This window comes from Mesorhizobium sp. G2-6-1, assembly GCF_055809095.1.
On record NZ_CM147896.1, the window covers coordinates 3497591 to 3511050 of the forward strand.

Below are 13460 nucleotides of genomic sequence, written 5' to 3' on the forward strand. Positions count from 1 at the left end.
CGCGGCGACAAGATTCATGAGCCGGGGCGCAGTTGGTATTGAGGTCTGCGCCAAGCAGGCCAAGGGCGCGAATGTGTTCAATCGTCCACTGATCATTATGCCTGTGGACTGGCTTGCCACATAGGCAACATGGCGCAACATTGTGGCCGGTGCAATGCTCGGAAAAAATGTGCTGGCGGCGCTTCGGTGACATTCTGCGACGGGGTGTTGGCTCGATCATTGCCTTCTCTTCAAATGCAAACTCAGTGGTGAGTATTTGGTGAGTTGGCATCACGACCAACTCTGCAATAATTCGCTAAGTCATTGATATTATTGGCGCACCCGACAGGATTCGAACCTGTGACCTCTGCCTTCGGAGGGCAGCGCTCTATCCAGCTGAGCTACGGGTGCATATGGGAACAACGTTGTAACTCTAGAGACATCAACCAGGAACCCACTCGGTTGACGAAGGCTTATTAGCGGATACCGCCGCAGGCTTCAACGGTAGAATTGGAGTTGCGCTTACTCCAGAAGACAAAAGCTGCGGTTTCGGAAATTGTCGAGGTTTGTGCCCCGATGCTAGTTAATGGAAGCGCATGAATGGTAGGGCTACAACGCAATCAAGGATCTGGAGCGTTGTGGAAATTCAATATCCGCCCTGCCGTAATGGTGGCAACCGCACGTCCTATTCGGCAGAATTGCCTCTAATCGGTCACTGACACTGCGTCGGCCAAGCCGCGAAGTGTTGCAACGAGCTTGTGCGAAATGTCGGTCTCGAACGAGATTTCAGCCGTTGCCCCCGATGCAATAGACTGGCGGATCCTCGAGCCAACAGAGAGTAATGCAACGCAAACATGTTCATCACAGGCAAGAACCGGCGCGACCGCAGCGTTTTTGTGTTGATGAAAATGGACTTTCACCGGGTTGCCAACGCCCACATCCGGTGGAGACCTTAGAATAAAAAGCGGCTCACCTTCTTCTGATGCAGTCAGGGACCAACTGAAAACAGTTTTTCCGCTGTGGTTTACGAATACCTGCGTAACGTTACATACTTTCGTTCGTTCCTTCAGATTTTCATCGCAAATCAGAGTCCAGTCGCCAAATGGTTGAATAATGCGTTTGACCTGGCCGGATTTCGTTCCTGGTGGAATGGAAATCTCAGACTTCTTGACTGTGTAGGTGTTCGTTTCTTGGGTCGCATGCGCTGGGTCCAATTGCAGGATTACTATCAGCGCGGTGAAGAAGAATGTGATCGGGTAAATCTTCATGTCAGTTAAATGTAAGGCTGATGCCCGCACCGCCACCGAAGTTGCCGCCCGCAGTTGCTGCCGAGAAATTGGCCCTTACGGCGCCAGACATGCTTGTATAACCGGCTCCGATGGCTGCGGCAGACGCGCCCCGCCAGAAGCCGCCTCCGACTCCAACACTTAATGAGCCGGGGCTGTCGGCGAACCGGATCGATGACGAGGCCAACCCGATCGCTGCTGCCTGGCGGGCTTCCGTGCGCACCTCATCGATCTGCATTTCCAACTGCCCGACCCTGAAATCCGTGTAATTGTTGGCTTTGTTCAGTGTCGTCAAGGCCACTTGATCGGTGTAGCCACGGTTGTCTGATCCATCATCAAATGCGAGGCTGTCGGCGTAGTGTTTTGCCTCATTGAGTGTAAGGCTCATCCCTGTTTCCAGCTGAACCACATTGACGGCATCCTCGGCGTCAATACCGGCGGCAACATTCTTGATCACCACGGGCGTTGAAGGATCTCCGCCGACGAGCGCAACTATGTTGGTCTTGTTGCCGTGGACATCCGACTCGTATTGAACCGCGCTGTTGCTGAGCACCGAAAGGGCGGCATTGGTCGCATGCAATTGCGAGCCGTTGACCGCATCGGTTGATGTGGCGTTGACCAGCCCAGGGCGCAGATTGGTGATAGCGCTTCCGGCGGCACCTGCAAGCGTGATGGTGGCTTTTGCTGCGCCTTCAGCGCCGTCATACCGGACGGCTCGATCAGTCACTTCCCCGACAGTCGTATCGATATTATTGACGCGTGAATTGATGTCAGTCATGCTGCCGTCAACTGCGGTAAAAGCATCGTAGATGGTCGTGTGCGATCCACCCTGAATTTGGTATGTGGGGCCGATGACAGCTCCTTGCGGATCGACGTTTGCACCTCCACCCAGAAGATCTGCGACATTCTGCGAAGCCCCGTGAAGTTGCGATCCGTTCACCGCATCGGACGAAGTCGATGAAATTTCGCCATCCGATACATTGGTGATGCGTGTCCCATCGGCGCCCTGGAGCGAAACCGTTTCCCTGGAAACCGTGTCATACCGGATGCCCCAATCATCCATCGCATCGATCTTGTTGTTGACGGCTTTCAATTGGCCGATATTGGCGGCGTCCGTGTCGTTTGTGCCAGCTGCCAGGTTCGTGAGACGTCGCTTGTCTGTGCTATTCCCCAGTGAAACCTCGCCGGCTGATGTGGCGCCTGCTATCGGATCGATTCCAGGATTAAAGGCGCTGCCAACAGGGGCGGTTCCCACCGTGGAATCGGCACCCAGCGCCACACTGTTAGGTGCGGTGGCAGACGCCCTTGATCCAATCGCCACGGAATCAATTGCACCATTGCCGACAGTAGCGTCATGGCCGATTGCCACTCCGCCAATTGCCCCGTTTTCGACTGTTGCACTACGACCGATTGCGATCGCTGCCGCTGCGTTGACATCAGTTGTTGCGGCGTTGCCGAGTGCAATCGAATCCATTTCCCCGGCGTCGGCCTCCAAGCCATTTGCACCGAGACCGGTCATGCGATTGCCGCCTATGGACAAACCTTTTTCGCCCTCCAGCGTGATCACGTCGGATGTTGCAATGCATTCGTCCGAGGGGCCAACAATTACACCATCCTTGTTCAAGACAGAAAGTGTGATGGGTGCGCCAGATGCTGCCGTATTGAGCAAACCTGTTGCGTTAATACTCAGCGGAGCAGGTAAAATACCAAGCGTGAGCAAATCAACGACGGCCAGTAGCGGATTGACCACGCCTTCGACCGGAGTGACGACGCCATTGATCACCGGGGACATGATGTCGGTGACAACCGAGCGCGGCAAACTGACGCCTGAACAGGCGCTTACGACAGATTCCTGGGCGCTCGCGCCTTGCGCAGGAAAGCAAAACAACAGCATTCCCGCTGCACGGCCTGTCGACGTTTTCGGGCAAAACTGATCAAGTGACATATTGTTCTTCCTGATGGCTGTCTGAGGAAACAACGGACACGATATCCGACAGTCAGAAACGCGTTCTGCGCCGCTGCAATGACGGATGATATTTTGGAAATGGTTGAAGCGGGCTGGCCGACATGGGTATCAGATGGTTTTTTGAACCATCAGTTGCTAAACGCAGGCTTGCGGAAGCGGGAACGACTGCTTTGGTGCATTTTTTTCAAAAACACAGAAGCCGGTGTGTTTAAGAAAACTGGATTGTCTTTCGTATCGTGATGAGTTCGATCAGGGATGGGCAATCCACGATGCGCTGACCAATGAAATGGAATTCGGCGGCTGGTGCTCGCATTTTGACAGGCTTCCAACAATATCTGGCCTTTCTGGTCGATACGGCAATTTTTCCGGTCACACTGTTATACTAAACGATTTAGTCCCCCATTAGTGATGGAGCCTGGTTAACGAATCCCTTCCAATACAACCTAAAGTAGGATTTTATGAAGCAAATTTGAAAACGTAACCATCGTCCGACCATTGAGCGCGCTTTAAGGAATAGATGAGCGGAAAGTTGGTATCATAGTGATTATACAACAAATTCTGTTAGTTATGACGTTACGTAAGCATCGATACATGCAGGGTCATAAAAAAATTCACCGGCAGCGCTGGCTGCGCATGCATTTCAGCGATGACATCGCTAAACAACGCTTTGATCTGCTATGATCGTTCAGGTGGTATTTTCGAACCATCGACGGGCAGAGTGTTTGCCTTCATGATGATTTCGCGGTGCGGGTAGGGGATTTGGATGTCGTGTTCCTTCAAAGTATCCCACAGCGCCAGCAAGACCTTGCCCCGAACATTTGTCAGGCCCTGCTGCGGGTCACGGATCCAGAAGCGCAAGACGAAGTCCAGCGACGAGTCACCAAAGCCGGTGAGCCAGCAGACCGGCCGGCGTTCGGCTTCTACGCGTCCAACACTGATGGCCGCTTTGATGGCCAACGCACTTACCTGATGAGGATCGGCGTCGTATGAGACACCAAAGGGCACGTCAAGGCGAACCAACTCGTCGCTGAACGACCAGTTGACGACCTGTTGGGTTATGAAATCCTCGTTCGGAATAAGATATTCGCGGCCATCTCGCGTGATCACCGAAACGAACCGTGCCCTAAGCTCGCGAATCCAGCCGAATGTATCGCCCAGCGTGATTGTGTCGCCCGGCTTGATTGACTTGTCGAGCAGGATGATGATCCCGGAAATGAAGTTTGAAACAACCTTTTGCAAGCCAAAACCGAGGCCGACGCCAACAGCTCCGGAAAAAACGGTCAGCGCGGTGAGATCGACGCCGACAGACGATAAGGCGATGCCGCCCGCAATGATTACCAGCCCGATCTTGACCATCTTGCCGAGAAGGACACGTATTGACGGCGTGAGTTCGCTGGAGCGCTGAACGCGTTCGTCGAAGTAATTGCCAATGGCGATTGCCAGCCAGATCGTCGCCGTTAGAAGCGCTGCCGCCTTGATGAATAACAGTGCGCTGAACCGGATATGGCCAAGGGGCAGGGCAAGCGTATCGAGAAACGCCGCGACCTGTTGATCGATGCCTAGAATTACCAGTGCGGCATAACCCCAAACGAGCCAGCCGATTGTTTTTGCCACGAGCCGATTGCGGATAATTCGTGAGATTACCGAGGCAAACAACCACGCCAGCGACAGCGACAGCGCCACGGAGATAAGCTGCGTGCGGCTTGGCCACGTCAGCGAACGCAAGATAGTGAGCGCGACGAACAACATGATCACGAACAAAATCCAGTCGATGCGGCGCATCAACGCAACGACAACGCGCAGCAACCCCTGATGACCCTTGATGCGCCGTGCGCGCGCTTCCAGTTGTTTTTCGACACGTCGCGCCGTCAATTTGGCAACAATGAACAACACGGCAATGATGCCGAGCTGGTAAAAGGTCCAGAAATTCGAAAATTCGGTTTGCACCCAGTCAAGAATGCTCTTCAGGAGATCCACGGCTGCCATGATCTCAGCTTAGTGAGAAAATCTGCGCGTGGAAACAGGCACGAAAGCCATCATGCACCGTCCGTATTCAGATCATGTTTGGATTTCCGGTTTGTTGGATGCCATCTCGAAAAGACATGGGCACTTCATGACATAGACAGCATCTTTGTCATGAGGTGCCTGCCCCTCAGATGGTCGGGGTTTGATGTGAGTGCATGACGGGTTGCCATGAGCGCGAACTCTGGATCGCCGGTTTCTGGAGTTTTTCTGGCACATTCGCATGATGGCGTCGGCAGCCCGACCACCAAGCGATACGAATCGCTATCCTTCGTGATGGACCAGTTCGTGGTTGTTGTGTACCAGACGGGTCGACCAGGGGATCGGGTTGCGCAGTGCGAAATGCGCCATGCATGCGCCCTCCGCCTCGGCCAACAACGCCTGAATCTTTTCCCCGGATTCTGGGCTGTCTATAATGACGTGCGTTTCAACTTTTTCGCATCTGCCATCGGTCGTGTGGCCAAGTTCGCGCATCGTTCCAAGATTTGTCATGAAGCGTATCCGTTGCTCAAGGCGCAAGGAGTCGACCTGAATTTTCCGGGCCGTGAGAATATCGGTGAGGTGTGTCATTAGACAGAAGGCGATACCGGCGGAGAAAAAGGCGAGGGGCGGCGGTGCCGTATCGTCCCCGACCGGTGTCTGCTCGTCGCAGTACAGCTTGACCGGGCTGAAGCCGGGTATGTTGACCTGGACCACGCCAGTCTTTTTCTGTCGATCATGGGCTTCCGCTACAATGCTGACTTCAAAGTGGAGCGGTTCTGGCGGGCGAGCTTTTCTGAAGGCTGCCGGTTCAAACTGGGTTGGCGTGGGTCCGGTGGCGGCGCGCTCACCAACGTGAAATTCTTTCTGTTCCGTCATCAGTGTCCATCTCCCCGGGTTGGTTGTTTAGATGCCCTACAGGACTTATCCGTGGTGCCCGTCTTCCGCCTTGCTTGGATCATTGGGTGAGGGACCAAGCGTTTCACGGTCGGGCGAGCAACCAAGATCAAGGCGCACCGGCGAACGCTACGTCAATCGAAAAATGTGCAAAAGCGGTTCACCTGATGGGCAAGACGGGGGGCGGTTGGGCACTTGGCCTGTCTTCGCGCAGATGATCACCAATTCGCTTAAACAAATACCATCAGGATAATGGCGCCCAGGACGATCAACACAAGGCCGCCAATGAGCATAGGTAGCAAAGAGTTGCCTTCTTCGGCGCCGCTTGCGGCCTGGGTCGTCGTGGTGATGGGCAACCCGTCTTTTTCACCGGTCGTCATAGTTTGCTTCTCCAATGCGCCACAACATTCACGCGCCCGCACAATAGCGCGAAAATTGCCATTGTCTTTGCGTTGGAGCAAATGAACCGCGGATTCGTCAATTCAGGCCGACGCCGCCGCAACGAGACCTCGCTCAAGGTCGCGTTTGATATCGGCAATGTCTTCCATCCCGATTTGCAGGCGGATAATTGAGCCCGGATAAGGACCCTTGGCAATGACACGGTCACCCAAAGAGACAGGCACGGCAAGACTTTGATAACCGCCCCAGGAAAAGCCAATTCCGAAAATTTGCAGTGCATCAAGGAAGGCATGCACCTGTTTTTCGCCACCTCCGGCCAAAACAATTGAAAAATCCCGCTCGATCCGCAGAAGTCGCGCTTCCACAAGGCGTGGTCGGGATGACTTGGCAGGGCGGGATGAAGTACTTGTGCAACCCCGCTTTGTGTTTCGAGCCATTCAGCAATAATAAGTGCGCTGCGCTGATGGTGTTCGAGGCGTACCCCCATCGTGCGCAGGCCGCGCAAGACCTGATAGACATCATCGGGACCGGCGCAACAACCAAGTGTGACGAAAGCGTCGCTTAGGCGCTTCCAGCATGTCTCATTTGCTGAAACAGTGCCAAGCAGGACATCGGAATGTCCTGCAGGATACTTCGTTGCCGCATGGATTGAAATATCCACTCCGTATACGAGAGGACGTAGATACAAGGGGGTCGCCCAGGTATTGTCCATCATGACGATAGCGCCATGGGCGTGAGCAGCCGCCGCAATTGCGGGAATGTCCTGAACTTCAAAAGTGTTGGAAGCTGGTGATTCGGTAAAGACTATTCGTGTGTTGGGTTTGATGAGTTGTGCAATATCCGCCCCAATATGGGGGTCGTAATATTCGATCTCGACGCCGAGCCGTTTCAGCATCGTATCGGCAAAATGCCTGGTTGGATAATAGACCGAATCGACAATCAGCACATGGTCTCCGGCAGCCGAAAAGCCGAGAAAAGGTATGGTCACGGCGGCCAGGCCGGACGGCACCACGATCGTGCCGGCCGAGCCTTCGAGTTCATCGATTGCTGATGCGAGCGCGTCGGTGGTTGGCGTGCCGCGGGTGCCATAGGTGTACTTCTGGTCGCGTTTGGCCAATGTGGCGGCGTCTGGAAACAGAACTGTCGAGGCGTGTACGACCGGCGGATTGACGAAGCCGAAATAATCGCGGGGGTTATTGCCTGAGTGCGCCAAGCGCGTATTGATGCCTAGTTTCGTATCGTTATTTGTCATGTTTCCAACTGCCTGATGTGTTGCGTACAAGGCATAAAACGACCGCGTTGCCTGTGCAACCAGCAAACCAACTGTGGATATATTCTTGTAGGCAATGCCGTTTACCGGTTGCTTGAATTCGCCATGGTTGCCGTAACGGAAGGTTCCATTTGACCGTAGAATCGCGATGAAAGCAGCCGAAAATATTCCTTTGCGGCGAAACAATTTCCAGGAATGAAACGCTGTGAGTTCAATGGTTTGCCTTATACGCGCAGCAAACACGTGGCAATTCCGTCATTTCTCTTGACCTCACAGAAATTATCGCTTTCGATGCTGTTCGTGAATGGGAGATGGTCGCATGTCGGCCTCAGCGCGGTGTTTTGGATGTGGGTCTTAAACACTTTGGCGCGTTCGCACGAACAATAATCGGGACTTGCCCGAATAACAAAGAAGGGTATTTGAGTTATGAAAACTATCGCAATTGGAATTCTGGGCGCTGCAGCGTTTGGCCTGTTGGCTTCATCCGCGTTCGCCGGCACCCTTGACGATGTCAAGGCAAAGGGTTTCATCCAATGCGGCGTAAGCACCGGTCTGGCCGGTTTTTCTGCGCCTGATGATAAAGGGGAATGGAAGGGGCTAGACGCCGATTTCTGTCGCGCCGTAGCTGCTGCTGTGTTTGGAGATGGCAGCAAGGTCAAATTTACCCCGCTCAGCGCCAAGGAACGATTTACAGCTTTGCAATCCGGCGAGATCGATGTCCTGTCGCGTAACACGACATGGACGATCAATCGCGATACGGCGCTCGGCCTGAATTTTGCCGGTGTGACCTACTATGACGGTCAGGGCTTCATGATCAACGCCAAGAAGCTGCCCGGTGTGAACTCCGCCCTTCAACTCTCCGGTGCCGCCGTTTGCGTGCAAACGGGAACCACGACAGAGTTGAACCTTGCCGACTACTTCAAGGCAAACAAGATGGAGTACAACCCTGTTGTCTTTGAGAAGCTCGAGGAAGTTAATGCGGCCTATGATGCCGGGCGTTGTGACGTTTACACGACGGATCAGTCCGGCCTCTATGGCATCCGCCTGACGCTTTCGTCACCAGACGACCATGTCGTGCTGCCGGAGATCATTTCCAAGGAGCCGCTTGGTCCGTCCGTGCGCCAGGGTGATGACCAGTGGTTCCATATTGTTCGCTGGACATATTATGCGCTGGTGCAGGCTGAAGAACTCGGCATTACCCAGGCAAATGTCGATGAAATGAAGAACTCGCCAAACCCCGAAATCAAGCGTGTTCTTGGTAGCGAAACGGACACCAAGATCGGCACGGATCTCGGGTTGAGCAATGACTGGGTGGTGAACATCGTCAAAGCCGTTGGCAATTACGGCGAGATGTTTGAACGCAATGTTGGCTCAGGCAGCCCGCTGAAAATTGCGCGCGGTATCAACGCACTTTGGACCAAGGGCGGCCTTCAGTACGCTATGCCAATTCGCTGATCAGAAACGTGAACCGGAAGGCAGTATTGCTGCCTTCCGGTGTCTCTTTCAGAGGATTGTCATATGGCATCGCAGGATATTCTAAGCGAGAACAGCAGCCGCGGTTCTTTGATCAATGACCCCAAAGTGCGTGGAATCGCCTTTCAGATATTGGTGGTCATTTTGCTGGTTGTTGGCGTCTGGTGGATCGTCGATAACACAATCCAGAATCTGCAACGTTCAAACATCGGTTCCGGTTTCGGGTTCCTGAATGGACGTGCTGGTTTCGATATCAGCGATACTTCCATCGAATATTCCTCGGATTCGACTTATGGCCGCGCAATCCTTGTCGGCTTTATCAATACCCTTATCGTTGCTGCCACGGGCATTGTTACCGCATCGATCATCGGTTTCCTTCTCGGTGTGGGACGACTTTCAAAGAACTGGCTGATCAGGAAAATCTGCATGGTATATGTGGAGCTTTTCCGCAATATCCCGCCGCTACTTGTGATTTTCTTTTGGTATTTCGGCGTTCTTTCAGTTCTCCCGTTACCACGGGATAGTATTCATCTTTCTCTTGGCGCGTATCTCAACAGTCGCGGCTTCTATTTCCCCAAAGCGATTTGGGGCGAGGGGGCTTGGTTGATCCTTGTGGCATTTTTGCTGGCCATCGGTCTTTCCTGGTTCGTTGCACGACGCGCCAAGCAGCGACAGATGGCGACAGGTGAGCAATTCCCCGTTTTATGGACATCTATAGGCTTGATCGTCGGCCTGCCGTTGCTCGCCTTCGTGCTTAGCGGTTTCCCGCTAACATTCGATATGCCGAAGCTTTCGACATTTAATCTGGTCGGTGGCTTTCAGGTAAAGCCTGAGTTTCTGGCACTGTATCTGGCGCTGTCGTTTTATACGGCTGCCTTTATCGCAGAAATCGTTCGAGCCGGAATTTTGGGCGTCAGCAAGGGCCAGACAGAAGCGTCAAGCGCGCTCGGACTGCGTAGCGGACAGGCGCTGCGATTGGTCGTTATCCCCCAGGCGATGCGCATTATTATTCCGCCGTTGACCAGCCAGTATTTGAATTTGACCAAAAACTCGTCGTTGGCCATTGCCATTGGCTATCCCGATCTAGTTGCGACAGGCGGCACTGTTCTCAATCAGACAGGGCAGGCAATCGAAATAGTGGTGATCTGGATGGTGGTGTATCTGGGGCTAAGTTTGCTTACCTCGGTCTTCATGAACTGGTTCAATGCCAAGATGGCTCTGGTGGAGAGATAAGTCATGCAAGAGCACGATCTCTCCTTCGTTCGATCGGAAATGGTTATCGCGCAGACTGCGCCAAGCAGTGAACATGGTTTCGGTGCCTGGGTACGCAAGAATCTCTTCGCATCGGTCGGCGATACGTTGTTGACGATAATCGGCTTGCTGCTGGTTGCCTATATACTGCCGCCTTTGATCAACTGGGCCTTCATTCAGGCCCAGTGGACAGGGACCGATCGCACTTTTTGTGCCACGATTGCTCAAGGCGGTATCCAACCGGATGGTTGGTCCGGCGCATGTTGGGCTTTCGTTCATACGAAATTTTCACAATTCATGTTCGGTACATACCCGATCGATGAGCGGTGGCGGGTTATCCTCGTAGCGATCATGTTTGTTGCGTTGCTGGTGCCATTGCTGGTTCCCAAAGTGCCGCGCAAGGGGCTCAATGCTCTGTTGCTGTTTGCTGTCTTGCCGGTCATCGCCTATTTTCTTCTCATTGGTGGTGTCTTTGGTTTGCGCCATGTTGAGACGCCACGCTGGGGCGGCCTCATGGTCACGCTGATCCTGTCATTTGTCGGGATCGCGGTGTCCTTGCCGCTTGGCATCGTTCTGGCGCTGGGGCGACGATCCGAGATGCCGATCGTCAAACTCATTTGTGTCATTTTCATCGAAACAGTGCGTGGTATTCCGCTCATAACGGTTCTGTTCATGGCCAGCGTCATGCTGCCACTGTTCCTGCCGCCAGGGGTTACATTCGACAAGTTCTTGCGGGCACTTATCGGCGTTTCGCTTTTTGCTGCGGCTTATATGGCTGAAGTGGTGCGCGGCGGTTTGCAGGCTGTTCCAAAAGGGCAGTATGAAGGGGCGGATTCACTCGGGCTGCGCTATTGGCAAAAAATGCGGCTTATCGTTTTGCCGCAGGCGTTGAAGCTCGTGATTCCCGGTATCGTCAATACCTTCATTGGCATGTTTAAGGACACCAGCCTTGTCTACATCATCTCGATGTTCGATCTGCTTGGCGTCGTGCGCCAGAATTTCTCAGATGCCAATTGGGCCTCGCCTCAAACGCCATCATCCGGTCTCGCATTCGCGGCGTTTGTGTTCTGGATTTTCTGTTTCGGAATGTCGCGCTACTCACTCTTCATGGAACGCCGGCTCGACACCGGCCACAAACGCTAGCCAAGACAAAGGGGAACGCTCATGGCCACCGAAAAGGCAGTCAGCGTCGATGACATCAAGGTCGAGCCGGGAAAAATGCAGATTTCCGAAACTGACGTTGCAATCGAAATCATCGCCATGCACAAGTGGTATGGCGAATTTCACGTGCTGAAAGACATCAATCTTAAAGTCATGCAGGGCGAACGTATCGTGGTTTGTGGGCCGTCCGGGTCCGGCAAATCGACGATGATCCGTTGCATCAATCGGCTTGAAGAGCACCAGAAGGGCAAGATCATTGTCGATGGTAATGAATTGACCAATGATCTGAAGAAGATTGACGAAGTGCGCCGTGAGGTCGGCATGGTTTTCCAGCACTTCAATCTTTTTCCTCATCTGACAATTCTGGAGAATTGCACGCTGGCTCCCATCTGGGTGCGCAAAGTGCCAAAGAAAGAAGCCGAAGCGACGGCGATGCATTTTCTCGAACGCGTCAAGATACCCGAACAGGCCGACAAATATCCTGGCCAATTGTCGGGTGGCCAGCAGCAACGTGTCGCCATCGCGCGGTCGCTATGCATGAACCCGCGCATCATGCTGTTTGACGAGCCGACTTCGGCGCTCGATCCTGAGATGATCAAGGAAGTTCTTGAAACGATGGTGGGCCTTGCAGAAGAAGGCATGACCATGATTTGCGTCACCCATGAAATGGGCTTTGCGCGGCAGGTCGCCAATCGAGTCATCTTCATGGATCAGGGACAGATTGTTGAACAGAACACGCCGGCCGAGTTCTTCGACAATCCTCAACATGAACGTACGAAACTATTCCTGTCGCAGATCCTTCACTAGGGTCAGGACTCATTCAAGTCACTCAAAAGTGTGCAACGACACGCTTTAAGTGCGCTCGTAGATAGTAGCGAAAGCCCGGTCATCACAGCCGGGCTTTTTGCTATTGGATGTTGGTGTTCTTGAAACACTTGCCTGCGTTGCAACGTTGATACAAAGGGTCTCGTGCGCGGCCTTCGTGGTAGGTCTTGATATGCGCATTTGGGAAGGATGGCTCTGAAAGCACTCGCACGTTGGATTGGGACACTGGCCGGCTTGGCGATTGTAGCCCTCGGCATTGGTACATTTGTGCCGCGCCCTTTGTGGCCGCCGATGGCAGATTTAGCGGCAAAGCCCAATCATGTCCTGATTTTTCACAATGCGATTCACACGGACATCGCGATCCCGCTCAATGATGAAACGCGTGCGCGGTTTGGTTTTTTGAAACGCTCCGGCATTGCCATCAACTTGCCGGAAGCACGCTACGGTGTCTTCGGGTGGGGCGGGCGCTCGTTCTATCTCGAGACGCCGACCTGGCAGGATCTGAAGCCATTGCCACTGTTGAAGGCGTTCAGCGTTGATGCTTCGGTCATTCACGTCGCCCTCACCGGGGCGGTGGATGAAACACAGGCCGATATCGTTGATATTGGCCTGAGTGATGCGAAATTTATGGCCTTGATCGAATTTATTGAACGTAGCTTTACGCGAAATGCCTCTGGGGTAATTCGCATCTCCGGCGCTGGATACAATGATTTCGATGGGTTCTTCGTATCGGACGATCTCTTCAACGCTTTCGTTGGATGCAATACATGGACTGCTTCTGCGCTGCGTGCAGCAGGTTTGCGTACCGGTATGTGGAACCCGCTTCCCTTATCGCTCGATTTGTCGATGCGGCTTTATAATTGAGCGGTGGTTCTTGGCTGCCTGGCAGAGCATCGCACCGAAAAGTGGTTGCCGGTTTTCGGAATTCTCCGATGCTCCATTAATGATGTTG

General features: G+C 53.5%; 11 protein-coding genes and 1 tRNA gene. 5 read left to right on the forward strand and 7 right to left on the reverse strand.

Translation table 11 applies throughout. The features are described 5' to 3' along the window. Positions 1-313 precede the first annotated feature (313 nt). From AC0L7S_RS16860 to metC, 7 genes are all read right to left on the reverse strand, one after another. Positions 314-390 (reverse strand) — tRNA-Arg (locus tag AC0L7S_RS16860). 293 nt (positions 391-683) lie between these two features. Next, a complete protein-coding gene (locus tag AC0L7S_RS16865; protein ID WP_473472069.1) occupies positions 684-1283 on the reverse strand; it encodes an invasion associated locus B family protein in 600 nt (199 codons plus the stop codon). Further along, positions 1249-3210, reverse strand: coding sequence for a YadA-like family protein (locus AC0L7S_RS16870; protein ID WP_473472070.1), 1962 nt, complete (start codon positions 3208-3210; stop codon positions 1249-1251). Before AC0L7S_RS16870 ends, AC0L7S_RS16865 begins: the two co-directional genes overlap by 35 nt. 696 nt (positions 3211-3906) lie before the next feature. Continuing rightward, positions 3907-5217, reverse strand: a complete 1311-nt coding sequence (locus AC0L7S_RS16875) for a mechanosensitive ion channel family protein (protein WP_473472071.1) — start codon at positions 5215-5217, stop codon at positions 3907-3909. Positions 5218-5517: 300 nt separating this feature from the next. Then, positions 5518-6111, reverse strand: a complete 594-nt coding sequence (locus AC0L7S_RS16880) for an OsmC-related (seleno)protein (RefSeq protein WP_473472072.1) — start codon at positions 6109-6111, stop codon at positions 5518-5520. 248 nt (positions 6112-6359) lie between these two features. Next, complete coding sequence (locus tag AC0L7S_RS16885; protein WP_473472073.1) at positions 6360-6509, reverse strand: hypothetical protein; 150 nt, start codon at positions 6507-6509, stop codon at positions 6360-6362. After that, positions 6506-7780, reverse strand: coding sequence for a cystathionine beta-lyase (gene metC / locus AC0L7S_RS16890; RefSeq protein ID WP_473472074.1), 1275 nt, complete (start codon positions 7778-7780; stop codon positions 6506-6508). The genes AC0L7S_RS16885 and metC overlap by 4 nt, the downstream gene beginning before the upstream one ends. Positions 7781-8224: 444 nt before the next feature. On the opposite strand from metC, the gene AC0L7S_RS16895 reads away from it, so the two are divergent. The 5 genes from AC0L7S_RS16895 to AC0L7S_RS16915 all read left to right on the forward strand — a co-directional run bounded on the left by AC0L7S_RS16895 (position 8225) and on the right by AC0L7S_RS16915 (position 13372). Next, positions 8225-9253: an amino acid ABC transporter substrate-binding protein gene (locus tag AC0L7S_RS16895; RefSeq protein WP_473472075.1), complete on the forward strand. Its 1029-nt coding sequence runs from the start codon at positions 8225-8227 to the stop codon at positions 9251-9253. A 63-nt stretch (positions 9254-9316) separates the two neighbouring features. Further along, positions 9317-10504 (forward strand): amino acid ABC transporter permease, encoded by a 1188-nt coding sequence (locus AC0L7S_RS16900; protein ID WP_473472076.1) that lies wholly within the window; start codon positions 9317-9319, stop codon positions 10502-10504. A gap of 3 nt (positions 10505-10507) precedes the next feature. After that, positions 10508-11665, forward strand: a complete 1158-nt coding sequence (locus tag AC0L7S_RS16905) for an amino acid ABC transporter permease (protein ID WP_473472077.1) — start codon at positions 10508-10510, stop codon at positions 11663-11665. Between the two features lie 21 nt (positions 11666-11686). Next, on the forward strand, positions 11687-12490 hold the full coding sequence (locus AC0L7S_RS16910) for an amino acid ABC transporter ATP-binding protein (protein ID WP_473472078.1): 804 nt from the start codon (positions 11687-11689) through the stop codon (positions 12488-12490). Positions 12491-12742: 252 nt separating this feature from the next. Continuing rightward, on the forward strand, positions 12743-13372 hold the full coding sequence (locus AC0L7S_RS16915) for a TIGR02117 family protein (RefSeq protein WP_473472079.1): 630 nt from the start codon (positions 12743-12745) through the stop codon (positions 13370-13372). Positions 13373-13460 lie beyond the last annotated feature (88 nt).